The organism is Pseudomonas sp. RW407 (assembly GCF_003176655.1).
Classification (GTDB): Bacteria; Pseudomonadota; Gammaproteobacteria; order Pseudomonadales; family Pseudomonadaceae; genus Pseudomonas; species Pseudomonas delhiensis.
This window is the reverse complement of the sequence record NZ_QGSL01000088.1, coordinates 715,830-741,719: the sequence shown is the minus strand read 5'-3', so window position 1 is coordinate 741,719 and position 25,890 is coordinate 715,830. Positions and strand designations below refer to the sequence as shown.

Below are 25,890 nucleotides of genomic sequence, written 5' to 3'. Positions count from 1 at the left end.
CACAGATGCGTCCCGAAAAAGTCCCTCGCCTGCACGACAAGAAGAACGGCAAAACAGCCTGCATTTCCGGCTTCGGGCCCGTCCCGCGGCCTCGTCTGCCTGGAGTATTCGACATGTACGATTGGCTGGTCCTTCAGCTCGGCCGCATGAACGTCAGCCTCAAGCTCACCGTGGGCTTCGGCATCTGCCTGCTGCTGACCCTGCTGGTGCTGCTCGGTGGCATCGAGGGCCTGAACGAACAGGGCGCCCACAGCGAACGCCTGACCCACATCGGCCAGCTCGACGGCGGCGCCCGCCAGGCGGAACTGGCGCGCCTGCGCTACCAGTTGGACGGCAGCGCGGAACAGGCCCAGCGCCTGCGCACGGTGCTGGGCGAACTGCAGGCCGGCAGCGAGCGCCTGGCCCGCGACGGCCTCGCCGGGCCCCGCCTCGACGACCTGCGCCAGGCCCTCGCCGCCTATGCCCAGGCCGCCGACGACCTGCTGCGCGCCGAGCCTCAGCAGCGCGGGCAGGCCAACCCCGCCCTCGACAGCCGTGCCGAAGCCCTGTTCCGCGCCAGCGGCGCCCTGTTCGACGAGGGCCTGCGCCAGCGCGACGCCGCGGCCGGCCAGGCGCAATGGCGCCAGGCGCTGACCGCCCTGTTCGCGCTGTTCTTCGGCGCCCTCTCGGTGTGGGCGATCAACCGCCAGATCGTCCGCCCGCTGCACGAATCCCTCGAACTGGCCGAGCACATCGCCCAGGGCGACCTGTCCCGCGACCTGGTCGGCGACCTGCACCTGCAGCGCCGCGACGAGCTGGGCCAGTTGCAGCGCACCATGCTGCGCATGCGCGACAGCCTGGGCGAGCTGATCGGCCACATCGGCGGCAGCGTCGGCCAACTGGCCAGCGCCGCCGACCAGCTGTCGGCAGTCACCGAACAGACCCGCGCCGGCGTCGACAGCCAGCGCCTGGAAACCGAGCAGGTGGCCAGCGCCATCGAGGAAATGGCCGCCACCGTGCAGGAGGTCGCGCGCAACGCCGAGCAGGCCTCCGGCGCCGCCCGCCAGGCCGATGCCCAGGCCCGCGACGGCGAGCAGGTGGTCGGCCAGGCCATCGCCCGCATCGACCAACTGGCCGCCGAGGTGGAGCGCTCCACCCAGGCCATGGCGCGCCTGCGCGGCGACAGCGGGAAGATCGGCAGCGTGCTCGACGTGATCAAGTCGGTGGCCGAGCAGACCAACCTGCTGGCCCTCAACGCCGCCATCGAGGCGGCCCGCGCCGGCGAGGCCGGGCGTGGCTTCGCCGTGGTCGCCGACGAGGTGCGCGCCCTGGCCCAGCGCACCCAGCAGTCCACCGCCGAGATCGAGGCGCTGATCGCCGCCCTGCAGCGCGGCGCCGAGGACGCCGCGCAGTGCATGGACGACAGCCGCCAGCTCACCGGCGACTCCGTCGAGCTGACGCGCCGCGCCGGCGACGCGCTGTCGGCCATCGCCCGCAGCGTGGCGCAGATCCAGGACATGAACCTGCAGATCGCCTCCGCCGCCGAACAGCAGAGCAGCGTCGCCGCCGAGATCAGCCGCAGCGTCGGCCAGGTCCGCGACATCGCCGAGCAGTCGGCCGCCGCCAGCCAGCAGACCGCCACCTCCAGCAACGAGCTGGCGCGCCTGGGCGGCGACCTGCAGGGCCAGGTCGGGCGCTTCCGCCTGTAACAGGATTGCAGCGGACAAGCAGGCGGCGCATGGGATAGGCTGGGGGCTCTCGCCCAACCGGAGAGTGACCATGCGCCCGCTGACCATCGACCTCGACGAACTCGCCGTCGCCCTCGACACCAGCGACATCGAGCACTACCTGGACCTGGGCAGCGGCCAGGTGGTGCCGCTGCTGACCGACGCTCCCGACCCGGACCTGCTGCTCCTGCTGGAGCAGGACCCGGAGCGCCTGCTGCCGATCGAGCCGCTGAGCAGCCGCGAATCCCTGGAACTGATGCGCGACTTCCTCCGCGAGGTCGGCGAACCCCACGCCTACGCCGCCATGGCCTCGGCCCTGGAAGGGCGCAAGCCGTTCAAGGCCTTCCGCCACGTGCTCATGGGCTACCCGGACCTGCTCCAGGCCTGGTACGACTACCAGGCCGAGCGCCTGCGCGAATGCGCCCTGGACTGGCTCGCCGACCACGACATCCGCCCTGCCGGGCAAAGCGCCGCGTTGTAGGGCGTACAACCGTTCGCGGTTGTACGCCAACTGTGACGAGACGCTCGTCGTAGGATGGGTTGAGCTTGCGATACCCATCTGGCCATAGCGATGGGTATCGCTCCGCTCAACCCATCCTACGATGTTGACGTAACCCCACCCGCGCCGTCCCCCTGTAGGAGCTCGCCCTGCGCGCGAATCGCGGGCAGGGCCCGCTCCTACAATTCCAGGAAGGCACGGTCGTAGGAGCGGACTTTGTCCGCGATGCGGATGAGATCCTTCCGTACGGGCAGGCACGGCTTCTCGTAGGAGCGAGCGTGCTCGCGAATAAGCCCCGCAGCGAAGTGCGTTCGCGAGCAAGCTCGCTCCTACGAAGAGCACCCCGGTACAACCTGCGAGACAGTTCGCTGGGCTCCACAAACGAAAACGCCGCCCCGAGGGGCGGCGTTTTCGTTTGGCCGTGGCCTCAGCCCTTGGGCTGCGGCTTCGACTGCTGCTGCGCGGTGCTTTCCTGCCAGCCGCCGCCGAGCGCCTTGTACAGGTTCACCTCGCTGGTGAGCTGGTTCAGGCGGTCGGTGATCAGCTGCTGCTGGGCGCTGAACAGCGAACGCTGGGCGTCGAGCAGGGTCAGGTAGTTGTCCACACCGGTGCGGTAGCGCTTCTCGGCCAGGCGGTAGTAGTCCTCGCTGGCCTTGACCAGGGCCCGCTGGGCGGTCAGCTGGTCGCCGTAGGTGCCCCGTGCAGCCAGGCCGTCGGCGACTTCCGAGAAGGCGGTCTGGATGGCCTTCTCGTACTGCGCGACGTAGATGTTCTTCTGCACCTTGGCCAGGTCCAGGCTGGCCTTCAGGCTGCCGGCGTTGAAGATCGGCAGGCTGATGGACGGCTTGAACAGCCAGGTGCCGGAACCCGCGTCGAACAGGCCGGACAGATCCGGGCTCAGGCTGCCGGCGTTGGCGGTCAGGCTGATGCTCGGGAAGAACGCGGCGCGCGCCGCGCCTATGTTGGCGTTGGCCGCCTTGAGCTGGTGCTCGGCCTCGAGCACGTCCGGGCGCCGCTGCAGCAGGTCCGAGGGCAGCCCGGCCGGCACCTGGGCCAGCACCTGCTGCTCCAGGTCCATGCCCCGCGGCAGGTCGGCCGGCACGCCGCTGCCCAGCAGCAGGGTCAGGGCGTTCTGGTCCTGGGCCACCAGGCGGGTGTACTGCGCCAGGGTCGCCCGCGCGCTTTCCACCGAGGTCTGCGCCTGGCGCAGGTCCAGGGCCGAAGCCACGCCGACCTCGTTGCTGCGCTTGGTCAGGTCGTAGGTCTTCTGGTAGGTGGCCAGGGTGTCGCGGGTCAGCTGCAGCTGGGCCTGGTCGGCGCGCAGCGTCAGGTAGGCGTTGGCGACGTTGGCCACCAGCGCGGTCTGGGTGCTGCGGCGCGCTTCCTCGGTGGCCAGGTACTGCTCCAGGGCCTGGTCGCGCAGGCTGCGCAGGCGGCCGAAGAGGTCGACTTCCCAGGCGGTGACGCCCAGGGTGGCACCGTACTGGCTGCTGATCATGTCGTTGCCGGTGGTCGACACCCGCTCCGGCAGGCGCTGGCGCGAGCCGCTCACGTCAGCGCTCACCGCCGGGAACAGCTCGGCGCGCTGGATGCGGTACTGCGCCTGGTAGGCCTCGACGTTCAGCGCGGCGACGCGCAGGTCGCGGTTGTTGTCCAGGGCCACTTCGACCAGGCGACGCAGCTGCGGGTCGCTGAAGAAGCTCTGCCAGTCGAGGTCGGCGGCGGCGCTCGCGCCGCCGCCCTGGGCGCCGGCATAGGCCGGGCCCTGGGGGTAGGCCTGGGCTACCGGCGCCTCGGGGCGCTGGTAGTCCGGGATCAGCGAGCAGCCGGACAGCGCGGCTGCCGCCAGGGCCAGGGTGAGTAAGGACTTTCTCATATCAATGCCCCTTCTCGGTGGTCGCCTGCTGCTTGGACGCCTTGTCCTTGAACAGGGTACTGACCACCACGTAGAACAACGGCACCCAGAAGATCGCCAGCACGGTCGCGGTGACCATGCCGCCGATCACCCCGGTACCGATGGCGTGCTGGCTGCCGGAGCCGGCGCCGCTGGAGATCGCCAGCGGCACCACGCCGAGGATGAACGCCAGCGAGGTCATGACGATCGGGCGCAGACGCATGCGGCAGGCCTCGATGGCCGCGTCGACGATGTGCTTGCCCTCGCGCTCGTGCAGTTCCTTGGCGAACTCCACGATGAGGATGGCGTTCTTCGCCGACAGGCCGATGGTGGTGAGCAGGCCGACCTTGAAGAACACGTCGTTGGACAGCCCGCGCATCGAGGTGGCCAGCAGCGCGCCGATGATCCCCAGGGGCACCACCAGCATCACCGAGAACGGGATCGACCAGCTCTCGTACAGCGCCGCCAGGCAGAGGAACACCACGATGGCCGAGAGCACGAACAGCGAGGTGGTCTGCGAGCCGGCCAGGCGTTCCTCGTAGGACAGGCCGGTCCAGGAGTAGCCGATGCCCTTGGGCAGTTGCTGGACGATCTCTTCCACCGCCGCCATGGCCTCGCCGGTACTGCGGCCGGGGGCCGGCTCACCGAGGATTTCCATGGCCGGCACGCCGTTGTAGCGCGCCAGCTTCGGCGAGCCGTAGGTCCACTTGCCGGTGGCGAAGGCGGTGAAGGGCACCATCTCGCCACTGGCGTTGCGTACGTACCACTTGGCCAGGTCTTCCGGGCTCATGCGCGCACCGGGCTCACCCTGGGCATACACCTTCTTCACCCGGCCACGGTCGATGAAGTCGTTGATGTACTTCGAACCCCAGGCGATGGAAATGGTGCTGTTGATGTCCGCCAGCGAAACGCCCAGCGCGCTGGCCTTCTCGTCGTCGATCAGCAGCTGGTACTGCGGCTCGTCGTTCAGGCCGTTGGGGCGCACGCGCTGCAGCACGGGGTTCTGCGAGGCGAGCTGGAGGAACTTGTTGCGCGCCTGCATCAGCGCCTCGTGGCCGACGCCGGCCTGGTCCTGCAGGTAGATGTCGAAGCCCACGGCGTTGCCCAGCTCCAGCACCGCCGGCGGGGCGAAGGCGAAGACCATCGCGTCCTTGATGCTGAAGAAGTAGTGCTGGGCGCGATCGGCCACGGCGAACACGCTGTTCTCCGAGCCCGGGCGCTCTTCCCAGGGCTTCATCATGATGAAGGCCATGCCCGAGCTCTGGCCGCGGCCGGCGAAGTTGAAGCCGGTGACGGTGAACACCGAGTTGACCGCCTGGCCTTCCTTGTCCAGCAGGTACTCGCGCATGTGGTCGACCACCTTCTGCGTACGCTCGGCGGAGGAGCCCGGCGGCGTCTGCACCTGGGCGAAGAGCACGCCCTGGTCCTCGTCGGGGAGGAAGGCGGTGGGGATGCGGGTGAACAGCCAGGCCATGCCGATGACGATCACCACGTACAGCAGCAGGTACGGCGAGCGGTGCTTGAGGATCGAGGTGACGCCGCGCTCGTAGCCGTGGGTGGTGTCGATGAACTTGCGGTTGAACCAGCCGAAGAAGCCGCGCTTGTGCTCGCCATGGTCGCCCTTCTGGATGGGCTTGAGCATGGTGGCGCACAGCGCCGGGGTGAGGATCAGCGCCACCAGCACCGACAGGGCCATGGCCGAGACGATGGTGATGGAGAACTGCCGGTAGATCACCCCGGTGGAGCCGCCGAAGAAGGCCATCGGCAGGAACACCGCGGAGAGCACCATGGCGATGCCCACCAGCGCGCCCTGGATCTGCCCCATGGACTTGCGCGCCGCTTCCTTGGGCGGCAGGCCTTCATCGGCCATCACCCGTTCGACGTTCTCCACCACCACGATGGCGTCGTCCACCAGCAGGCCGATGGCCAATACCATGCCGAACATGGTCAGGGTGTTGATCGAGAAGCCGAACGCCGCCAGCACGCCGAAGGTGCCCAGCAGCACCACCGGTACGGCGATGGTCGGGATCAGGGTGGCGCGGAAGTTCTGCAGGAACAGGTACATCACCAGGAACACGAGGAGGATCGCCTCGCCCAGGGTCTTGACCACTTCATGGATGGAAGCGGAGACCACCGGGGTGGTGTCGTACGGGTAGACCACCTTCATGCCCTCGGGCATGAAGTCCTGCAAACGGCCGATGGTGGCGCGGATCGCCTTGGCGGTGTCCAGCGCGTTGGCGCCGGTGGCCAGCTTGATGGCGATGCCCGAGGCCGGCTTGCCGTTGAACTGCGCGTTGATGCTGTAGTCCTGGCCGCCGAGAGCCACCCGGGCGACGTCCTTCAGGCGCACCTGGGAACCGTCGGTGTTGACCTTGAGCAGGATGTCGCCGAACTGCTCGGCGGTCTGCAGGCGGGTCTTGCCGATGATGGTCGCGTTGAGCTGCTGTCCCGGCAAGGCGGGCAGGCCGCCCAACTGGCCGGAGGAGATCTGCACGTTCTGCGCCTGCACCGCGGTGACGATGTCGTTGGGCGTCAGCTGGTAGCTGTTGAGCTTGGCCGGGTCCAGCCAGATGCGCATGGCGTACTGCGAACCGAACACCTGGAAGTCGCCCACGCCCGCGGTCCGCGACAGCGGGTCCTGGATGTTGGAGACGATGTAGTTCGACAGGTCTTCCTTGGTCATGCTGCCGTCTTCGGAGACGATGCCGACGACCATCAGGAAGTTCTTCACCGCCTTGGTCACGCGGATGCCCTGCTGCTGCACTTCCTGCGGCAGCAGCGGCGTGGCCAGCTGCAGCTTGTTCTGCACCTGGACCTGGGCGATGTCCGGGCTGGTGCCCTGATCGAAGGTCACGGTGATGGTCATGCTGCCGTCGGAGTTGCTCTCCGAGGAGATGTAGCGCAGATGGTCGAGACCGTTCATCTGCTGCTCGATCACCTGGACCACCGTGTCCTGCACGGTTTCCGCGGAGGCACCCGGGTAGCTCACCTGGATGGCGATCGCCGGCGGGGCGATGGCCGGGTACTGGTTCACCGGCAGCGAGAGGATCGACAACCCGCCCGCCAGCATGATCACCAGGGCTATAACCCAGGCGAAGATAGGCCGGTCAATGAAAAACTTCGACATTGCGAAACCCCTTGGTTAACCCTGGCTGTCCGAGGCGGCGGGCGTGCCGGCCTCAGGCGCGGGGGCGACGTTCTTCGCCGGCACGGCCTTGGCCTGGGCGCCGGGCTGGACGTACTGCAGGCCCTCGGTGATCAGGCGGTCGCCGGGCTTGAGGCCCTCGGTGACCAGCCAGTAGGCGCCCACGGTGCGGTCGGTCTTGATGTTGCGCAGCTCGACCTTGTCGTCGGCGCCCAGCACCAGGGCGGTGGGCTGGCCGCGCAGGTCGCGGGTGACGCCCTGCTGGGGCGCGAGGATGGCCTTGTCCTTCACCCCTTCCTGCAGCACGGCATGCACGAACATGCCCGGCAGCAGCTCATGCCCGGGGTTGGGGAACACGGCGCGGACGGTCACCGAACCGGTGCCCTGGTCCACCGAGACCTCGGAGAACTCCAGCTTGCCTTCCTGCGGGTAGGCCGAACCGTCCTCGAGGAACAGCTTGACCTTGGCGGCATTGTCGCCGGCCTTCTGCAGGTTGCCGGCGGCCAGCTCGCGGCGCAGGCGCAGCAGCGAGGTGGACGGCTGGGTGACGTCGACGTAGATGGGATCGAGCTGCTGCACGGTGGCCATGGCGGTGGCCTGGCCGTTGGTCACCAGCGCGCCCTCGGTCACCGCCGAGCGGCCGATGCGCCCGGAGATGGGCGACAGCACCTTGGTGTAGCGCAGGTTGATCTGCGCCTGGTCCACCGCGGCCTTGGCCTGCAGCGCGGCGGCCTGGGCATCGGCGTACTGCTGCTTGCTCACCGCCTCGTCGGCCACCAGCAGCTTGTAGCGCTCGGCCTGCTGCTGGGTGGACATCAGGTTGGCCTTGGCGCTCTGGTAGGTGGCTTCGTAGGTGGCCGGGTCGATCTGGTACAGCTGCTGGCCTTCCTTGACGTCGCTGCCTTCCTTGAAGAGGCGCTTGAGAATGATGCCGTTGACCTGCGGGCGTACCTCGGCCACGCGGAACGCCGTGGTGCGACCGGGCAGCTCGGTGCTCAGCGGCACCGTCTGGGCCTGCAGGGTCACCACCCCGACCTCCGGGATCTGCGCCTGCTGCGGGGCCTCGTTCTTGCCGCAGGCGGCAAGGGTCGCCATGGCGACGAGCAGGGCGCAGACCAGGGCGCGCTTGGCTGGCGTTCGTTGCATATCGTTGTCCTCGTAAGCGAAAGCATCCGGCACCACGGCAGGCAGCCGGGCCGGAAAGGCTGGCAAAATACTTACATTCAGGTTTGTTTGTAAACGTCCGAAAGCCCTGTCAGAAAAGCACTGAAACGTTTTAGCCGATGGCTGATAGTTTCCTGCTGTCTCCGGTCAGGCGTGAGCGGCTTGTTATAAAGTTGATAGCGTCAACTAAAATAAGGAAAATGAATCGGCCGATCAATCGGCTTTACATTCCGTTTACCCCGTCCAGGCCATGACCCGCCCCGTGAATCCCGACCTGCCACAGAACCTGATGGCGCTCTTCGAGCATCTGCGCACCCAGCTGCAGATGGGCCTGCACGCCCAGGGCATCGACCTGGCGCCGCCGGACATCCGCCTGCTGGAGCTGATCGGCGAGGCCGAGGGCCTCAACCTGCAGGACGTCGGCCGGCAGATGTGCCGCGACAAGGCGCTGATCACCCGCAAGGTCCGCGAGATGGAGAGCCGCGGCCTGGTGCGGCGCGAGCGCAACCCGGGGGACCAGCGCAGCTTCCAGCTGTTCCTCACCGAGGCCGGCAAGGTCGTTCACGCACAGGCCCAGGCCATTCTGGCACGCACCCATGACAGCCTCTTTGCACCACTGGACGCCGACGAGCAACGCTGCATGGCGCAGCTGCTGCAACGCTGCCTGGACGCCCAGCAGGAGCTGCCCCGCTAACGAAAACGCCGGCTTGCGCCGGCGTTTCGCTGCAACTGCGTCTTATTGACGCACACCCTCCACCGACAGCGTCAGCTCGACTTCCTGGGAAGCCGGGCCGAGGTCGCGCTGGATGTTGAAGTCCTTCAGCTTCAGGGTGGTGGTGCCGAGGAAGCCGGCGCGGTAGCCGCCCCACGGATCATCACCCTGGCCGATCAGTTCGGCCTTGATGGTGACCGGCTTGGTCACGCCGTTGAGGGTCAGGTTGCCGCTGATCTCGGCGTTCTTGCCATCGGCCTTCACACCGGTGGACTCGAAGGTCGCGGTGGGGTTCTTCGAGACGTTCAGGAAGTCGCCGCTGCGCAGGTGCTTGTCACGCTCGGCGTGGTTGGTGTTCACGCTGTTGGTGTTGATGGTCACCTTGACCTTGTCGGCGGCCGGGTTCTTCTCGTCGAAGGTGAAGGCGCCGTCGAAGTCGTCGAAGCGGCCGTACAGCCAGCTGTAGCCCAGGTGCTGGATGCGGAACTCGATGAAGGCGTGCTGGCCTTCCTTGTCGATCTTGTAGTCGGCGGCCATGGCCTGGCCGGCGCTGAACAGGGCGGTACCCAGGGCCAGGGCGGCGAAAGTCTTCTTCAGCATGGTGATCTCCGTATGGTGAGAGGTGGGGTCAATCCGTGGAACGGCCGAGCATGCGGGTAAGGGTCGCATCGCGGTCGAGGAAATGGTGCTTGAGCGCCGCCAGGGCGTGCAGCACGGCGAGGACCACCAGGGCCCAGGCCAGGTACAGGTGGATGGCGCCGGCGGTGTCGGCCTGCTCGGGCAGCCCGCTGAGGGTCGCCGGCACGTCGAACCAGCCGAACACGCTGATGGGTTTGCCCTCGGCGGTGGAAATCAGGTAGCCGGCGACTATCACCGCGACCAGCAGCCCGTACAGGGCCAGGTGGCCGAGCTTGCTGGCCTTGCGCGTCAGCGCGCCATGGTTGGCCGGGGCCGGCGGCGGCGGGCTGAGGAAGCGCCAGGCGATGCGCACGATCAGGGCGATGGCCAGCAGGATGCCGATGCTCTTGTGGATTTCCGGGGCGCGGTGGTACCAGGTGTCGTAGTAGTCCAGTTCGCGCATCCACAGGCCCAGGCCGAACAGGCCGAAGACCACCAGGGCGCTGCCCCAGTGCAGGAAGAGACTGACCAGACCGTAACGGGAGGGCGAATTACGCCATTGCATCGAGAGGTTTCCTGATAAAGCCGGAGCGTCAAGACTAGCGGCAAAACGATCGGATAAAAGTGGAAATTACTGCTTTGAAACATCGATTCACAAGATAGATTCGCTGGCTAATGACCATTCCAGAGCCTCCAGGGGCGTTTTACGGGATAACACCCAGGGTACGGGAATTATTCGATGCAAAAGAAAAGGGGCGCCCGCGGGCGCCCCTTTCCACGGCCGGAGCCGCGGCTCAGAACATGTCGGTGAACCAGGAGAAGGCGCCCTTCTTCTTGCCCTCGCCCGCGGCCGGTGCCGCCGGCACTTCGCTGGCCTTGGCCGGCGCGGGGATGCTGATGGTCTTGCCGTCGGCCAGGTCGCGCAGCTGCGCGGCGGCGCGCTTGCCGCTGCGCAGGGCGCCCTCGATGGTGCCCGGGTAGAGCGCGTCGGTGTGCTCGCCGGCGAAGGCGACGCGCGGCAGCGGCTGCTCCCAGGCGCGCCAGAAGCGGCTGATCTGCCCCGGGCCGTAGGCCAGGTAGGAGCCGCCGGTGCTGACGTCGGTGCTGTAGCGGCGCATTTCATAGCCGGAATAGGCGCCGCGCATCTTCGGGTAGTACTTGTTCATGCGGATCAGCACCTGGTCGACCATCTGCCGGTCGCCGAAGGCCTGCAGCACGCGGGCATTGTCGCCGGAGAGGTTGATCAGCACGTTGGCGCCGCCCTTGAGCGCGGGCTCCACCCAGATCATGCCCAGGCCCTGGTCGCTGTAGATCTCGCCGGACAGGCGCGACTTGTCGTCCCACACCGGGCGCTTGAACTTCAGCAGGATCTGGTCGCGCCAGCCGTAGTTGGTGTTCTTCAGCGCCTCCTGCTGCTTGGCGCTCAGGCCCGGGGTCAGCTGGATCTGGCCGAGGGCGCGCAGCGGCACGGCGAGCACCGCGTAGTCGGCCTTGTAGCCGGTGGCGCCGGCCTTGACGGTGACGCCGTCCTTGTCCTGCACGATGGCGCTGACGCGGGCGTTGGTCTTGATGGTCTTCAACTGCTTGACGAAGGCCTCGGCCAGCACCTGGCTGCCGCCGGGCAGGCGCGCGGCGCGCAGGTCGCGGTCGTCGACGTTGCGGTACACCCGGCCCTGCTGGGCGAGGTACAGCAGCGACAGGCGCGAGGGCTCGTCGTAGTGCGAGCGGATGCGCTGGTTGACCAGCAGGCGCGCGGTCGGCGACAGGTTCAGCTTGTCCAGCCAGCGGGCGACGTTGAGCTGGTCGAGGGCGAACAGGGTCTTGTTGGCCAGCGGGTCCAGCGGGTCGTCGATGGACGCCGAGAGGTCGTTCAGCGACTTCTCGAAGCGCTCGAGGTCGGCGGCCACGGCGGGCATCTTCTGCTTCAGGTCAGAGGAGCTGTAGTAGACGCCGTCGATCAGGTAGCTGGGGGTGCGCACGAACTCCGGTGCCGGCACCGCCTTGAGCTTGAGGGTGTCCAGGTAGCCGTTGAGGGTCGGCTGGGCCTTGGCGTTGCCCAGCCATTCGCTGGTGGCCAGGCCCGAGCGCCCGCCGATCTGCGGCTTGGCCTCCAGCAGGGTGACCTGCCAGCCCGACTGCTGCAGTTCATAGGCGGTGCTGAGGCCCGCCAGCCCGCCGCCGACCACGATCGCGGTCGGTTGCCTGTCCTTGCCCAACGCGAACGCGCTGAACGCCGCCAGCGCCAGCAGCGAAGCCGCGCGCAGCCATCGAATCTTCATCGTGCATCCCCCAACATGGTGCGAAGGCGCGCAGCATACGCCAGCGCCCAGTGGCCGGCCAGATGCCATCCCCTGCCGTGTGTCGCGGCGCGCGCCTTGTCCGTCCATGTCCCATTGCATAGGCTTGCCCGACGACTTCAAGAGGAGACCTGCCATGGGCCTGAACGCCGAGTGGATGCAGCGCGACCTGGAGGTGCTCTGGCACCCCTGCACCCAGATGAAAGACCACGAGCGCCTGCCGGTCATCCCGATCCGCCGCGGCCAGGGCGTGTGGCTGGAAGACTTCGAGGGCAAGCGCTACCTGGATGCGGTCAGCTCCTGGTGGGTGAATGTCTTCGGCCACGCCAACCCACGCATCAACCAGCGCATCAAGGACCAGGTGGACCAGCTGGAGCACGTGATCCTCGCCGGCTTCACCCACCAACCGGTGGTCGAGCTGTCCGAGCGCCTGGTGCGCCTCACCCCCGAAGGCCTGTCGCGGGTGTTCTACGCCGACAACGGCTCCTCGGGCATCGAGGTGGCGCTGAAGATGAGCTACCACTACTGGCAGAACTGCGGCCAGCCGGCGAAGCAGCGCTTCGTCACCCTGACCAACAGCTACCATGGGGAAACCGTGGCGGCGATGTCGGTGGGCGACGTGGCGCTGTTCACCGAGACCTACAAGTCGCTGCTGCTGGACACCCTCAAGGTGCCCAGCCCGGACTGCTACCTGCGCGCCGAGGGCGAAAGCTGGGAGGCTCATTCGCGGGCCATGTTCGAACACATGGAACGCACCCTGGAACAGCACCATGCGGAAGTCGCCGCGGTCATCGTCGAGCCGCTGATCCAGGGCGCCGGCGGCATGCGCATGTACCACCCGGTGTACCTGAAGCTGCTGCGCGAGGCTTGCGACCGCTACGGCGTGCACCTGATCCACGACGAGATCGCCGTCGGCTTCGGCCGCACCGGCACGATGTTCGCCTGCGAGCAGGCCGGCATCGCCCCGGACTTCCTGGTGCTGTCCAAGGCCCTGACCGGCGGCTACCTGCCGATGGCCGCGGTGCTCACCACCGACAAGGTCTACCAGGCCTTCTACGACGACTACGCCACCCTGCGCGCCTTCCTCCACTCGCACACCTACACCGGCAACCCGCTGGCCTGCACCGCAGCCCTGGCGACCCTGGACATCTTCGAGCAGGACAACGTCATCGAGGCCAACAAGGCCCTGGCCGCGCGCATGGCCTCGGCCACCGCGCACCTGGCCGACCACCCCCACGTGGCCGAGGTCCGCCAGACCGGCATGGCCCTGGCCATCGAGATGGTCCAGGACAAGGCCAGCCGCGCGCCCTACCCCTGGCAGGAACGCCGCGGCCTGAAGGTCTACCAGCACGCCCTGGAGCGCGGCGCCATGCTGCGCCCGCTGGGCAACGTGGTGTACTTCCTGCCGCCCTACGTGATCACCCCGGAGGAAATCGACTTTCTCGCCGAAGTGGCCAGCGAAGGCATCGACATTGCCTGCAAGGGCTCGGTGAGCGTGGCGGTCAGCCAGCGTTTCCCGGACCATCGCGATCCGGGTTGAAAGCGGCGGCAGGCTTCAGGCCACAGGCTGCAGGCGATACACTGCCGGCCTGTAGCCTGCAGCCCCATAACATGCGCCTTTCCCGCTTCAGCGTCAGCGTGGCGGTCAGCCAGCGCTCCCGGACCATCGCGATCCGGGTTGAAAGCGGCGGCAGGCTTCAGGCCACAGGCTGCAGGCGATACACTGCCGGCCTGTAGCCTGCAGCCTATAGCCTGAAGCCCTATAACATGCGCCTTTCCCGCTTCTTCATCGACGCCCCCCTCTCCCTCGGCCAGCATGAGCTGCCCGAGGCCCAGGCCCACTACATCGGCCGTGTACTGCGGCATGCCGCCGGCGACGCCGTGCAACTGTTCGATGGCTCCGGCCAGGAGTTCCTCGGCGAGCTGGTGGAGGTGGGCAAGAAGAGCGTGCGCGTGGAGCTGCGCGAAAGCTTCGCCGGCCTGGCCGAGTCGCCGCTGCGGCTGCACCTGGGCCAGGGCCTGTCGCGCGGCGAGCGCATGGACTGGGCGATCCAGAAGGCCACCGAGCTGGGCGCCGCGCGCATCACCCCGATCGTCAGCGAACGCTGCGAGGTACGCCTGAAGGACGAGCGCGCCGACAAGCGCACCGCCCACTGGCGCCAGATCGCCATCAGCGCCTGCGAACAGTGCGGCCGCTCGGTGCTGCCGCAGATAGACGCGCCCGTCGGCCTCGCCGAGTGGCTGCAAGCCGCCGAGGCCGACCTCAAGCTGGTGCTGCACCCGGTGGCCGAGCCCCTGGCCAGCCACGCCCGCCCGGGAAGCCTGGCCTTCCTCATCGGCCCGGAAGGCGGCCTCAGCGACGCCGAGGTGGAACAGGCCAAGGCCGCCGGCTTCCACGCCGCGCGCCTGGGCCCGCGGGTGCTGCGCACCGAGACCGCGCCGGTGGTGGCGCTGAGCGTGGCGCAGCAGCTGTGGGGCGATTTCTGAGGCCTCGCCGGGCAACCACCGGTACATTCCTGAAACCTTATCCGCCGTTGCGAACCGTGTAGGAGCGGGCCCTGCCCGCGATTCGCGCGCAGGGCGCGCTCCTACAGGGGAATGGCGCGGGTGGGGCGGCGGTAATTGGATGGACTCACCCTCACCGAGGCGTCGAAGCGCCACGGTGGCATTCTAAGAAGCCAGCGACAGTGAGGGTGAGGCCATGAAAAAGCATACGACGACGACGAAGCCCATGTCTGCAGTGGATGTGTCGGCTTGCACGACAGTCGCCGTGGATTTGGCGAAGCAGGTATTCCAGGTGGCCGGGGAAGATGCCCAGGGCCAGTTGGTGTACGAGCAGCGGATCAAGTCGCGTGAAGCGTTTCAGGTGTTCCTGCAGAAGCTGCCGAGGGGCGTGACGGTGCTGGTGGAAACCGGTCCGGGTGCGCAAGCCTGGGCCCGGTTGCTGCAGATGCAGGGCAACCCGGTGCGTATCCTGCCGGCCCAGCGTGTGGCCGAGCATCGTAGCGGGGCAAAGAATGATCGCAATGATGCCCATGCCATTTTGCGAGCGGGACGGGATTGCAGCATCGCGTCGGTGCCGGTGAAGAGTGTCGCGGCGCTGGCGATGCAGGCCTGCCACCGGATTCGGCGTGGCTATGTGCGGCGGCGTACGGCCACGGGTAATCAGATACGTGGGCTACTGCTGGAGCAGGGCATCGCCCTGGCTCAGGGGGAGGCGGCCTTGAGCCAAGGTGTCCCCCGGGTACTGGAAGACGCCAGCCAGCCCTTGCCGGATCTGCTGCGTGAGCTGATCGACGAGATGCTGAGCGAGTGGAGGCGACTGGGCGAGCGCATCACAGCGCTGACCGAGCGTCTGGAAGCGTGTGCCAATGCGGACCAGGCAGCGAAACGGCTGATGACGGTGCGTGGCATTGGTCCGATCACTGCCACGGCGCTGCTGGCCAAGCAGACCGAACCGGAACGTTTCGCCAATGCGCGCCAGTTCGCCGCCTACTTCGGTATCGTGCCCGACCAGCACAGCAGCGGGCAGAAGGTGCGACTGGGCAAGATGACTAAACGTGGCGACGCCTATGTGCGCAGCCTGATGGTGGTGGGCGCGCATGCGGTATTGAAGCAACTGCGGCCGGATTCCGAGCACCCGGACGACCGTCGCCTGCAACGCTGGCTACAGCGCCTGGGGCGCAAGGGGGCGGCCGTGCGACTGGCCAACCGCAACCTGCGGATCGCCTGGGTACTGTTGCGCAGCGAGCAGACCTACCAGCGCAAGCCGAACGCTTGCCAGGAGATTGAGATGAGTCACTGATCCAACGAGTTCCCGCCACCGGGGCGCCAAGCCGCTCCAACCCCTGCTGAAGAACATTGACCCCTGGTCAGACCGTCGCGGATTGATGCCTACGCTCCTACTGGCCTTCGAGGCCTCTTTGTAATCGGCATTCCGCGGGCTTACCCAATGTTGGCCAGAAGCCCGACGTGGCTTCCTCGAACAGGCCTAATACATAGATGCAATCGGGTTCCTCTGTTCAAAAGCGGGTTGACGGTGGGGGTGAGTCCATACATAGGAGCGCGCCCTGCGCGCGAAATCGCGGGCAGGGCCCGCTCCTACAGGAAAACCTCTCATCGTTCTTTACGTTTTTCCCGCCCTCGTTCGTCTCGTCTTCAGTGATCCACCACTTCAAGGAACCCGTTGCATGACCACCCTGGAAGCCCCCGCCCTGCGCTCCCAGCGCCTGAACCTGGCGACCCACGCCCCGCACCAGCGCCTGGACAACGCGGTGAAGGCCCACGAGCCCTTCGCCAGCCGCGAGAACTTCACCCCCTTCGTCGTCGCCCAGTACCTGTTCCAGTCGGAACTGCAGGCGCTGTACCAGGACGCCGAGCTGGGCGCCCTCTTCCCCGACCTGCCCGAGCGCTGCCGCGCCCTGCAGGCTAAGGCCGACCTCGCCGACCTGGGCGCGGAAGTCCCGGCGCCGGTGGCCGGCGCCATCACCAGGCCGTCCCGCGCCGAAGCGCTGGGCTGGCTGTTCGTCTCCGAGGGCTCCAAGCTCGGCGCCGCCTTCCTGATCAAACGCGTGGCCGCCCTGGGCCTGGACGAGAACTTCGGCGCCCGCCACCTGGGCGAGCCGGCCGGCGGCCGCGCCGAGGGCTGGAAGCGCTTCACCCGCACCCTCGACGGCCTGGCGCTGAGCGCCGCGGAAGAGCGCGAAGCCGAAGCCGGCGCCCTGGCCGCCTTCGAGCGTTTCGGCGTGCTGCTGCAGCACGCCTACGAGCATGCCGCCGCCCGCGCCTGACGCGGTGATTGACGCGCATCCCGGCAGCCGCCAGGATGCGCCTGTCACCCCCGTCGCTGCCGTCCCGATGTTCCAGCCCGCCCGTTCGCGCACCGCCCGCCTGCTCTATGCCCTGCTCGCCTACACCAGCCTGGGCGTGGGCATGGTCGGCCTGGTGGTGCCCGGCCTGCCGACCACCGAGTTCGTCCTGCTGGCGGCCTGGGCCGCGGCCAGGAGCTCGCCCCGGCTGAGCGCCTGGCTGGAGAACCACCGGCTGTTCGGCCCCATCCTCGCCAACTGGCGCAACGGCCGCGCCATCGCCCGCCGGGCCAAGGTCGCCGCCAGCCTGGCGATGCTCGCGGCGCTGGCGATCATGCTGGTCACCCTGCCCCACGGCTACTGGCTATACGCGGTGGTGCTGGGGATGGCGATCGGCAACCTGTGGATCTGGTCGCGCCCCGACGACCGACCGGCCGCAGACCCGTAGGGCGCATAACGCCTACGGCGTTATCCGCCATGATCGCGGACAGAGTCCTACGTTGCAGGCGAGCATGGCTTCTCGTAGGAGCGAGCTTGCTCGCGAACAAACACGGTGCCATGCGGTTCGCGAGCAAGCTCGCTCCTACAAAGAGCATCTCGGCGCGGGCCACAAGACAGTTGCTCCTACGGTTCCAGGAAGCACGAGCGTAGGAGCGGACTCCGTCCGCGATTGGACCCGCAGGCTGCGCCGCCCCCTCCGGTGATACGGACAATCCATCCTGCGCGGAGGTATGCTGAAAACCTGCCCCCAACCACCCGAGCCACCACCATGCCAACCCCCGCCAAACCCACCAGCAAGGTCGACCAGCTCCTGGCCGAGGCGCAGCAGCGCCGCGAGAGCAGCTACCGGGAAAAGGCCCTGAAGATGTACCCCTGGATCTGCGGGCGCTGCGGCCGCGAGTTCTCCGGCAAGCGCCTGAGCGAACTCACCGTGCACCACCGCGACCACAACCACGACAACAACCCCGAGGACGGCTCCAACTGGGAGCTGCTGTGCCTCTACTGCCACGACAACGAGCACCAGCGCCAGGTCGACGCCCATTACCAGGGCAACGACGCCGGCGCCAGCGGGCCGAAGGTCACGCACAAGGCGCTGGCCGGGCTGGCCGCGTTGCTCAACAAGGATTCCTGAGCCCGCCTGTTGCCTTGCGCGGCGTTTCCTGCGAAAACGGCGCCCCGAAACGGCCCGGCCGGGCCGCCACCTGCGACAGAGGCACAGACATGAGCGACGAACTGCGTATCGAGGACATCCGCCCGGGCGACGGCAAGGCGGTGGTCAAGGGCGCGCTGATCACCACGAACTACAAGGGCACCCTGGAAGACGGCAGCGTCTTCGACTCCTCCTACGACAAGGGCCGCCCCTTCCAGTGCGTGATCGGCACGGGACGCGTCATCAAGGGCTGGGACATAGGGCTGATGGGCATGCAGGTCGGCGGCAAGCGCAAGCTCTTCGTGCCGGCCCACCTGGCCTATGGCGAGCGGCAGATCGGCACGCACATCAAGCCGAACTCCAACCTCATCTTCGAAATCGAACTGCTGGAAGTGCTGACCCGCGACGACTGAGCGCGCCTCGCCTCAGGCCGTGGACTGCACCGACATGAGCCTGGCGCGCTGGCGCAGCAGGTTGGCGTCCACCGCGTCCAGGGCGTCGACGAAGGCCACGGCGAAGGAACCCGGGCCGCGGCTGGCCGCCTCGGCGATTTCAGCGGCCACGGCGAAATGCACGTGGGCCGCCGCCAGGGCGGTGAAGGCGTCCACTGCCACCGCCGCATAGGCCGCCACCAACGCCCCCAGGGCACAGCCAGAGGCCGTCACCCGCGGCAACAGCGCGCTGCCGCCGCCGATGCGCAGCAGGCGCGGCACGGCGCTCTCGCGGCTGTCGCCGACCCAGCCCAGCAGGTGGTCCACCGCCCCCGAGGCCGACACCGCCTGGCAGTTGCGCAGCAGCTCCACCGCCGCCGGCACCGCGCGGGCCGGATCGTCGGAACTGTCGAAGCCCGGCGCGCCCTGCCCCAGCCCGGCCAGGCCGATGATCTCCGAGGCGTTGCCGCGCACCACCACCGGGCGCTGCTGCAGCAGCTCGGCGGCCACCCTGCCGCGCCAGGGCAAGCCGCCGGCGCCAATGGGGTCCAGCACCCAGGGCGTGCCATGGGCCACCGCCGAACGCACCGCCTGGCGCATGCCCTCCACCTGGGCGCCGGTCGGGGTGCCCAGGTTGACCAGCACGGCGCCGGCCACGCGGGCGAAGCCGGCGGCCTCCTCGGGATTGTCGACCATCGCCGGCGAGGCCCCGGCGGCCAGCAGCACGTTGGCCATGAAGTTGGCCGACACCACGTTGGTCAGGCACTGCACCAGCGGCCGCGCGGCGCGCAGTTCGGCATGGGCGGCGATGATCGAATCCAGGCTGGGCAGGAACCTGGCGGGCGCGGCGGTGGGCATGGGCGGCTCCGGGACGGGGGGCGGAAAGTGCGCCTAATCTACCCGTTCCGCGCGGCGCCCTCTATGGCTGCGCCGTCCAGGGCGCGGCGACGCCCGCTTCCACCTGCAGCGACAGGTAGTGCACGCCGGCCAGCACGCCGCTCTGGCTGTTGCCCATCAGTGCCAGCCACTGCTGGTCGAAGGCATCGTTGAGGTCCTTGCGCAGTTGCGCCTCCAGTTGCGGACGCTCGCGGTCACGGGACAGCGCGGTGAAGCCGGTGCTGGCCAGGGACAGCACCGTCCCCGCCGCCTTGCCCACCGCCGCGGCGATGGCGCCGACGGCGCCGCTGACGGTCACCTCGCCCAGCAGCTTCTCGCTGGTACGCCGGGCCACGGCGGACACGCCCTGGTCCGGCTCATCCACGTCCACCCCGGTGCGCGTCGAGGCGTCGTGCACCCGGGCGATCAGCGCCTGGTAGGCCGGCAACTGGTCCAGGCGTTTCGCCCGCAGCAGCTGGTACAGCGAGGCGTCGCGGGCGGCGGGCGGGCCCAGGGCGATGGCGGGGATGGCCTGCAGGCGCTGGTCCAGCTGCGCGCGCGGCACGCCCAGGCGCTCGGGGATGGCGTCCAGCTGCCCGGCCAGGGCCTGCACGTAGAAGCGGGTGGCGGCTTCCATCACCGCCGCGGGGTCGACCTGCTTCGCCACCGGGTCGAGCACGCGGCGCTGGTACTGGCCCTGCAGGTAGACGGACAGGCGGCTGACCGCCGGGCTCTTCTCGCTGTCGCCGAGTTTGTACCAGGCCACCCGCAGGCCCAGCCACTGCTGCGTCCAGTAGCCGGAGAACCAGGGGATGAAGTCGCTGTCGGTGCGCTGGTAGACCAGGTCCATCCAGCCCTCCATGGCGTTGCGGGCGTAGTCCTCGGCCTGGTCGGCGGCGGCCATGGAGGCGTCGGCGATGTCGCGGTCCACCTGCGCCCAGGTGGCCGCCGTCACCGGCGCCGCGGCCGGCTCGGCGGCCTGGCGTCCGGCACAGGCCGCAAGCGCCAACAACGCCGCCAGCAACAGGCAGCGCAGCGGTCGCCAGGCTGTCGGTCGGCTGGCCATCGGCTCTTCCTCCGCACCGGGCCGGCCCGCACACCGGACCACCCCCGCGTCCCCTCACCTTACCCCCGGCGGCAGCCCATGGCCGGCGCTCCGGACGCGCGGCGGTCGCGCCTGCAGGCGCTCAGGCTATCGCGGACGGAGTCCGCTCCTACGACCGTGCCTCCCGGCGGCGGCTGTCCGGCGCGGGCGGGAAATCCGGCGTCAACCTGTAGGAGCGGGCCCTGCCCGCGATTCGCGCGCAGGGCGCGCTCCTACAGGGGAATGGCGGGGGTGGGGCCGCGCAGGAGCGGATTTCATCCGCGATCCGCGCCGATACCCCCGGCCATCGCGGACGGAGTCCTACAGTGCAGGACAAACGCTGACGTAGGATGGGTGGAGCGAAGCGATACCCATCACCACGACCGCATGGGTTTCGCAAGTGCTCACCCCATCCTACGAAGAGCACCTCGGCACGGCCTGCAAGACAGTTGCTCCTACGTCCGTGCTCGACCGTAGGGCGAATAACCGTTCGCGGTTATCCGCCGTTGGCCGGAACGCCGATGCCCGACGGCCGCGGCGGATAACGCCATAGGCGTTATGCGCCCTACGGGTTGGAAAGAGGCGGCGCAGCCTGCAAGACAGTTGCGCCTACATCCGTGCTTCCTGGAACCGTAGGAGCGGAACTTTTCCGCGATAGCGGGGCATGTCGGCGCGGATCGCGGTTAAAAGGAACACGCCGTAAGCAATCGCGGCTGTCCGCGCCGGGCCTCAGTCGAAGGCCACCGCGGCGCTGGGCAGCACCTCCAGGCGCGGGGCGAAGCTGCTCATGCGGCTGAACACCTCGTTGTGGTGGGCGATGATCTGTTCGGCGCGCAGCACGCCGTTGTCCGTGGTGCTGTGGGCATCGCCGGCCAGCACCACGTCGTAGCCCTCGGCCAGGGCGCGGCGCACCGTGGTGTCCACGCAGAAGTCGGTCTGCATGCCGCAGATCACCAGGCCGGTCACGCCCAGGCGGCGCAGCATGGCATCCAGCTCGGTGCCGTTGAACGCATCCGGGGTGGTCTTGCGCACCCGCGGCTCGTCCTCGCCCACCTGCAGCGCCGGGGCCAGTTGCCAGCCCGGGCCGCCATGGCGGAAGTCGCCCTCGGCCTCTTCGTGCTGGACGAAGACCACGGGCAGGCCGAGGTCGCGGGCGCGGCGGCTCAGGCCGTTGATGCGCTCGACCACGCCCTGGTGGTCGAAGCAGGTCTCGGCGCCGCCGCAGAGGACGTGCTGGACGTCGATGATGAGCAGGGCAACGGTCATGGCGAGGTGTCCTTGGAACTGTATTGAAGGCCGCCCGGAACGATAGCCGCTCGCGGGCGGGCTGGCCAGCGCCGCATCAGGACGGCACGTGCGCGCGCATGGCCCCGGCCAGTTCGGCGGCGCCCTCCTCGTCCAGGCGCGCGGCCGCGCCGCGCACGTCGTCGGCCACCTTGTTCTGGCTGAGCTTGGACTTGCCGACCAGCGCCTGGATCTCCACCTCGATGCCGACCACCCTGGCCAGCATCCCGGCGATGAATTCGGGGGTGGAGTCGGCCATGCGCCAGGGCCGCGCCTCGCCGGCTTCGTGGGTGCGCGTGAGGCGGCCCACCAGGCCGCGGACGAAGCGCTCGTCGTCGACCACCCGCAGGGTGCCGCGCACGTGCACCACCTGGTAGTTCCAGGTGGGCACCTGCTCGTGGGCGACGTGCTTGCTGGGGTACCAGTTGGGCGAGATGTAGTGCTCGGCGCCGCGGAACACCAGCAGCACCTCGCTGCCGTCGGCGTGCCGCCACAGCGGGTTGGCCCGCGCGACATGGGCCCGCAGCAGGCCGTGGGCGCCCTCGCCGGGCAGCAGTTCGAAGGGAATGTGGTCGGCGTCCAGCGCGCCGCCGCTGGCGTGCACCAGCATGCCCAGCGGGTGGGCCTGGATCAGGCGGTGCAGCTCGTCGACGCGGCTCTCGCGGAAATGCTCGGGCAGGTACATGCCGTTCTCCGGGTACGGGAAAGGCCACCATGATGCGCGGCGATTGGCCTTCTACAAAGAGCCATTTCCAGCCAGCCCAAGGGAACCATTGCCTCGAAACGCCCGGCAGGCACTGCTGCATGGCCGGGGGCCCGCACGGGTACCCGGCCTTGCAGCGCGGCCCCTCACTCGCGGGTGATACCGCTGATGGTGATGCCATACAGCTGCAGCAGCAGCGCGCCCGGCTTGCCGTCGGTGGCCTCGTGGGCCGCGCCGTAGTCGCCGGCCTCCAGGTTGTGCCGGGCCCATTCCAGCAGGTAGCGCTCGGCCTCCTCCAGGCTCGGTGCGTGCTCGCACGGCATCGACAGCGTGCTCGTGTTGTCGTCCTTGTGGTAACTGATCATCCAGCTCGGCATGGCTGCTCCTCCCTCTCTCTGCGGCTTCCTGCGGTTGAGTGGCGCCGCCGCCCCCGGGTTGCAGTCGCGCGACGGGCGGCCTTACTCGTCGTCCCGCGCGGGGATCCACCACTCCTCGCCGCGCACGGTGCGGATGTATTCCGGCCAGCGGTAACGGTGCGGCGCCTGGAAGTCGCGCGGCAGCAGCGGCGCCTGCCACCGGCTGCCGCCGATGCCGCCGCCGGTGCGCTCGTCGAACTCGCGGGTGGCGGCGGCCAGCAGCTCCGGTTGGGCGAACAGGTCGAGCAGGGTGCAGGCGATGGTCTTGGCGGCCACCTCGATCATCGGGTCGATGGTCTGGCGGATGCCGCCCAGGGCGTTGGCCACCCAGTCCGGGTAGCTGTAGCCGGCGGGCGCCGAGAGCATCGGCCGGGCCACGAGCAGGCGCACCGTGGGGCAGTGCCAGGTGTATTCGGGGTAGTCGTCGGAGGTCAGGTACTTCTGCCAGGCGGGCATCTGCAGGCGCAGCTGGCGCTCGCATTCCTGCGGCTCGACGAGCGCCTCGGTGGCCGGCAGGAAGGGCCGGTCCATGGGCTCCAGGCCGAGGTTGGCCTGGACCTCGCGGGCGATGGCGATGGCTTCCTCGCCCCAGCGCGGCGCGCCTATGGCGGCCAGGTTGTCGTAGCAGGCCTGGGCCAGCACATGGTTGGCCAGGCCGCCGCGGGACTTGCACACCCAGGTCTTCTTCCACTGGCAGCCGGTGGCCAGCGCCGCCGCCGCGGCGTTGTTGTCCATCACCTGGGCGATGGTCTCGGCCTGCTCGATGGAATCGCAGCGCAGCAGGTACTGGATCTGCGAGACGTGCGGCGGCAGGTTGTCGGCGGTGGCCTGGCCGGCGGTGAGGATGGCCTCGTTGAAGCTCCACAGCCCGGTGAAGGGCAGCGTCGAGCGGCGCAGGCTCTCGTTCAGGGTGTAGAAGTGCACCAGCGCGTCGTTGGCCCCCGGCGCCCGCGCCGCCAGGTGGTTCTGCGGGATGGGGCTGTACCTGTCGGCGGCGATCCAGTTCTGCGGTTCCTCGCAGGTGAAGGTGTAGATGTACGAATAGGCGATGCCGCAGTGGGTGTCCCAGGTGGTGGTGTTGTTCAGCGGCAGCATGTAGGTGGGGTGGAAGCTGATGGCCGCGTCCAGGTCGTCGTAGTAGCCCTTGGCGGCGTGCACCGGCTTGGAGGCGCGCAGCTTCTCCGCCGGCTCGCCGAAGAACTTCAGGGTGCCCTGCAGGCCGAACTCCAGCATCGCCGCCTTGGCCGCCAGCACCCCGCCCAGGGCGCTCATGCCCAGGGCCGAGTGCGGGTCGGTATGGCCCGGCGCGTACTTCGACAGGCCCTCGCGGGACATCTTGCGGGTGGCCGCCGCCTGGCAGTTGCCCGGCACGGCGTCGTACTCGGCGTAGGTGGCCAGCACCGGGCCCTCGCCGTTGCTGAAGGTGGCGCAGAAGGCGGTGGGCATGCCGCCGCTGCCTTCCTCGACGCTGAAGCCTTCCTCGCGCAGGCGCCGGACGTACCAGGCGCAGGACTTGTACTCGCGGAAAGCGGGCTCCGCGTAGTGCCAGATCACCTGGTGCCAGTCGGACAACTGCTGGCGGTTGCGCTCGACCCAGCTACGGGCGAAGTCCTTGTACTGCGGCATGACGGCTACCTCATCGGGATGGGTTCTTGTTGGGTGCCGCCCTAGTATTGGTGAAGCAGACCAGACAACAATCGAAATAAATTAGACTCAACCGTTCGAATAGTTTCACCATTCATGCCCACCGCCCTGCCCTGGAGCCGCCATGCACTTCCCCTCGATGACCGCCCTGCGCGCCCTGGACGCCGTGGCCCGGCTGGGCAGCGTGTCCGCCGCCGCCGGCGAGCTGAACCTGACGCGCAGCGCCATCAGCCACCGCATCGCCACCCTGGAGGAGCGCCTGGGCTTCGCCCTCACCGAGCGCACCGGCCGCGGCATCCGCCTCACCGAGCGCGGCGAGCACTACGCCCGCGAGGTGCAGCGCATCCTCGCCGACGTGCAGCGCGCCGCCAGCCGCTTCGACGCGGAGCAGGCCAGCGGGCGCCTGTGCGTGAGCTGCAACCCCGGCTTCGCCAGCTACTGGCTGTGCCAGCACATCGGCGACTTCCTGGCGCGCTACCCGCAGGTGCAACTGCACGTGGTCTCGCCGCGCACGCCCCAGGACACCAGCGCCGCCGAGGCGGACCTGTTCATCGCCTACGGCACCGGCGACTGGCCCAGCCAGGTGGTCGAGCAGATAGTCGCCCTGCACTTCTTCCCGATCTGTAGCCCGCGCCTGCTCAACGCCAGCGGCGGCCTCAAGCAGCCCGCGGAACTGGCCGGGCATACCCTGCTGCACATGAACGACTTCGCCGACTGGCGGCTCTGGCTGGGCGCGGTGGGCGCACGCGATGTCGACTTCACTTCTGGCGTACTGTTCGCCGACGCCACCTGCACCCTCGCCGCCTGCATCGCCGCCCAGGGCGTGGCCATCGGCGACAACCTGCTCAGCGGCGAGGCCCTGCGCCGCGGCCTGCTGGTGCGCCCGTTCGACATCAGCATCCAGTCCAACCGCGGCTACTACCTGGTCACCGACGCGCTCAAGGCCGAGCGCCCGGTGGTGCGTGCCTTCAGCCAGTGGCTCAAGGCCCGGGTGGCCGCCACCATCCGCCAGGCCGGCGACCTCGAGCAGGCGCCGCTGGCCTACCCCGAACGCTGAACGGCGCCGCTGGCGCAACTTCTTCGAACCATTGCGCCCTGCGGCCTTCCGAGTAGAGGAGCGGGCCGATACGCGGCCCGCGAAGCGGATCCACCCACGGAGGTTTCAGCATGGCTTCGAACAACAGCAACCCCGGTAACTTCGCCAACGACCGCCAGAAGGCTGCGGAAGCCGGCAGGAAAGGCGGCTCGCGCAGCGGCGGCAACTTCGCCAACGATCGTGAGCGGGCTGCCGAGGCCGGCCGCAAGGGCGGCCAGCGCAGCCACGGCGGCGACAAGGGCTAGGCCGCGCCCCAGCCCCGGCGAAGCTTGTCGCTCCGCCGGGCGCTGCATTCCGGGGGCAAGGTCGAAAACACCTTCCGCCCGCACGCCTGGCGGCATCGCCTAGCCGTGGTGGTCCCGC

Annotated in this window: 23 protein-coding genes and 1 pseudogene; 12 read left to right on the top strand and 12 right to left on the bottom strand. The window is 68.7% G+C overall.

Annotation, left to right across the window (positions count from 1 at the left end):
- Window positions 1-113: 113 nt before the first annotated feature.
- Both DK254_RS09870 and DK254_RS09865 read left to right on the top strand, forming a co-directional pair.
- Entirely contained in the window at window positions 114-1,688 is a 1,575-nt protein-coding gene (locus DK254_RS09870) for a methyl-accepting chemotaxis protein (RefSeq protein WP_109933637.1), read from the top strand.
- Window positions 1,689-1,758: 70 nt separating this feature from the next.
- On the top strand, window positions 1,759-2,187 hold the full coding sequence (locus tag DK254_RS09865) for a UPF0158 family protein (protein WP_109933636.1): 429 nt from the start codon (window positions 1,759-1,761) through the stop codon (window positions 2,185-2,187).
- A gap of 445 nt (window positions 2,188-2,632) precedes the next feature.
- Here the strand turns inward: DK254_RS09865 and DK254_RS09860 are convergent, their stop codons facing one another.
- Genes DK254_RS09860 through mexA form a run of 3 tightly spaced genes read right to left on the bottom strand, consistent with a single transcriptional unit; the run spans window position 2,633 to window position 8,390 of the window.
- Window positions 2,633-4,081, bottom strand: coding sequence for an AdeC/AdeK/OprM family multidrug efflux complex outer membrane factor (locus DK254_RS09860; RefSeq protein ID WP_109933635.1), 1,449 nt, complete (start codon window positions 4,079-4,081; stop codon window positions 2,633-2,635).
- A 1-nt stretch (window position 4,082) separates the two neighbouring features.
- Window positions 4,083-7,226 carry an efflux RND transporter permease subunit gene (locus DK254_RS09855; RefSeq protein ID WP_109933634.1) on the bottom strand — a complete coding sequence of 1,048 codons (3,144 nt, stop codon included), beginning with the start codon at window positions 7,224-7,226 and terminating at the stop codon, window positions 4,083-4,085.
- Between the two features lie 15 nt (window positions 7,227-7,241).
- On the bottom strand, window positions 7,242-8,390 hold the full coding sequence (gene mexA / locus DK254_RS09850; protein WP_109933633.1) for a multidrug efflux RND transporter periplasmic adaptor subunit MexA: 1,149 nt from the start codon (window positions 8,388-8,390) through the stop codon (window positions 7,242-7,244).
- Window positions 8,391-8,658: 268 nt separating this feature from the next.
- On the opposite strand from mexA, the gene DK254_RS09845 reads away from it, so the two are divergent.
- Window positions 8,659-9,102 (top strand): MarR family transcriptional regulator, encoded by a 444-nt coding sequence (locus tag DK254_RS09845; RefSeq protein ID WP_089390927.1) that lies wholly within the window; start codon window positions 8,659-8,661, stop codon window positions 9,100-9,102.
- A gap of 42 nt (window positions 9,103-9,144) precedes the next feature.
- Here DK254_RS09845 and DK254_RS09840 read toward each other — a convergent pair whose 3' ends face one another.
- From DK254_RS09840 to DK254_RS09830, 3 genes are all read right to left on the bottom strand, one after another.
- Window positions 9,145-9,720, bottom strand: coding sequence for a YceI family protein (locus DK254_RS09840; RefSeq protein WP_109933632.1), 576 nt, complete (start codon window positions 9,718-9,720; stop codon window positions 9,145-9,147).
- Window positions 9,721-9,748: 28 nt separating this feature from the next.
- Window positions 9,749-10,303, bottom strand: a complete 555-nt coding sequence (locus DK254_RS09835; protein WP_089390929.1) for a cytochrome b — start codon at window positions 10,301-10,303, stop codon at window positions 9,749-9,751.
- A gap of 229 nt (window positions 10,304-10,532) precedes the next feature.
- Entirely contained in the window at window positions 10,533-12,017 is a 1,485-nt protein-coding gene (locus DK254_RS09830; protein WP_109933631.1) for a flavin monoamine oxidase family protein, read from the bottom strand.
- Window positions 12,018-12,171: 154 nt separating this feature from the next.
- Here DK254_RS09830 and DK254_RS09825 point away from each other — a divergent pair, with 154 nt between their 5' ends.
- From DK254_RS09825 to DK254_RS09795, 7 genes are all read left to right on the top strand, one after another.
- On the top strand, window positions 12,172-13,575 hold the full coding sequence (locus tag DK254_RS09825) for an adenosylmethionine--8-amino-7-oxononanoate transaminase (protein ID WP_109933630.1): 1,404 nt from the start codon (window positions 12,172-12,174) through the stop codon (window positions 13,573-13,575).
- 227 nt (window positions 13,576-13,802) lie between these two features.
- Window positions 13,803-14,522 carry a 16S rRNA (uracil(1498)-N(3))-methyltransferase gene (locus DK254_RS09820; RefSeq protein WP_109933629.1) on the top strand — a complete coding sequence of 240 codons (720 nt, stop codon included), beginning with the start codon at window positions 13,803-13,805 and terminating at the stop codon, window positions 14,520-14,522.
- A gap of 259 nt (window positions 14,523-14,781) precedes the next feature.
- Window positions 14,782-15,840 (top strand): IS110 family transposase, encoded by a 1,059-nt coding sequence (locus DK254_RS09815; protein WP_109933972.1) that lies wholly within the window; start codon window positions 14,782-14,784, stop codon window positions 15,838-15,840.
- A gap of 385 nt (window positions 15,841-16,225) precedes the next feature.
- Window positions 16,226-16,825 (top strand): biliverdin-producing heme oxygenase, encoded by a 600-nt coding sequence (locus DK254_RS09810; protein ID WP_109933628.1) that lies wholly within the window; start codon window positions 16,226-16,228, stop codon window positions 16,823-16,825.
- A gap of 67 nt (window positions 16,826-16,892) precedes the next feature.
- Window positions 16,893-17,291, top strand: coding sequence for a YbaN family protein (locus tag DK254_RS09805; protein ID WP_109933627.1), 399 nt, complete (start codon window positions 16,893-16,895; stop codon window positions 17,289-17,291).
- A gap of 321 nt (window positions 17,292-17,612) precedes the next feature.
- Complete coding sequence (locus tag DK254_RS09800) at window positions 17,613-17,975, top strand: YajD family HNH nuclease (protein ID WP_043317887.1); 363 nt, start codon at window positions 17,613-17,615, stop codon at window positions 17,973-17,975.
- An 89-nt stretch (window positions 17,976-18,064) separates the two neighbouring features.
- The gene (locus DK254_RS09795) at window positions 18,065-18,406 is read left to right on the top strand and encodes an FKBP-type peptidyl-prolyl cis-trans isomerase (protein WP_109933626.1); all 342 of its coding nucleotides are present in this window, start codon (window positions 18,065-18,067) and stop codon (window positions 18,404-18,406) included.
- A 12-nt stretch (window positions 18,407-18,418) separates the two neighbouring features.
- Here DK254_RS09795 and thiM read toward each other — a convergent pair whose 3' ends face one another.
- From thiM to DK254_RS09765, 6 genes are all read right to left on the bottom strand, one after another.
- A complete protein-coding gene (gene thiM, locus DK254_RS09790) occupies window positions 18,419-19,282 on the bottom strand; it encodes a hydroxyethylthiazole kinase (protein WP_109933625.1) in 864 nt (287 codons plus the stop codon).
- A 61-nt stretch (window positions 19,283-19,343) separates the two neighbouring features.
- Window positions 19,344-20,366 carry a hypothetical protein gene (locus DK254_RS09785; RefSeq protein ID WP_109933624.1) on the bottom strand — a complete coding sequence of 341 codons (1,023 nt, stop codon included), beginning with the start codon at window positions 20,364-20,366 and terminating at the stop codon, window positions 19,344-19,346.
- 747 nt (window positions 20,367-21,113) lie between these two features.
- Window positions 21,114-21,650, bottom strand: a complete 537-nt coding sequence (locus DK254_RS09780; protein ID WP_109933623.1) for a cysteine hydrolase family protein — start codon at window positions 21,648-21,650, stop codon at window positions 21,114-21,116.
- Between the two features lie 76 nt (window positions 21,651-21,726).
- Complete coding sequence (locus DK254_RS09775; RefSeq protein WP_109933622.1) at window positions 21,727-22,353, bottom strand: FMN-binding negative transcriptional regulator; 627 nt, start codon at window positions 22,351-22,353, stop codon at window positions 21,727-21,729.
- A gap of 164 nt (window positions 22,354-22,517) precedes the next feature.
- Window positions 22,518-22,748, bottom strand: a complete 231-nt coding sequence (locus DK254_RS09770) for a hypothetical protein (RefSeq protein ID WP_109933621.1) — start codon at window positions 22,746-22,748, stop codon at window positions 22,518-22,520.
- Between the two features lie 81 nt (window positions 22,749-22,829).
- Window positions 22,830-24,413, bottom strand: a complete 1,584-nt coding sequence (locus tag DK254_RS09765; RefSeq protein ID WP_109933620.1) for a peptidase M20 — start codon at window positions 24,411-24,413, stop codon at window positions 22,830-22,832.
- 142 nt (window positions 24,414-24,555) lie between these two features.
- On the opposite strand from DK254_RS09765, the gene DK254_RS09760 reads away from it, so the two are divergent.
- Entirely contained in the window at window positions 24,556-25,488 is a 933-nt protein-coding gene (locus DK254_RS09760; protein ID WP_109933619.1) for a LysR substrate-binding domain-containing protein, read from the top strand.
- Window positions 25,489-25,622: 134 nt separating this feature from the next.
- Window positions 25,623-25,772 (top strand): annotated as a pseudogene (locus DK254_RS09755) (general stress protein); the annotation flags it as partial.
- Window positions 25,773-25,890: the final 118 nt, after the last annotated feature.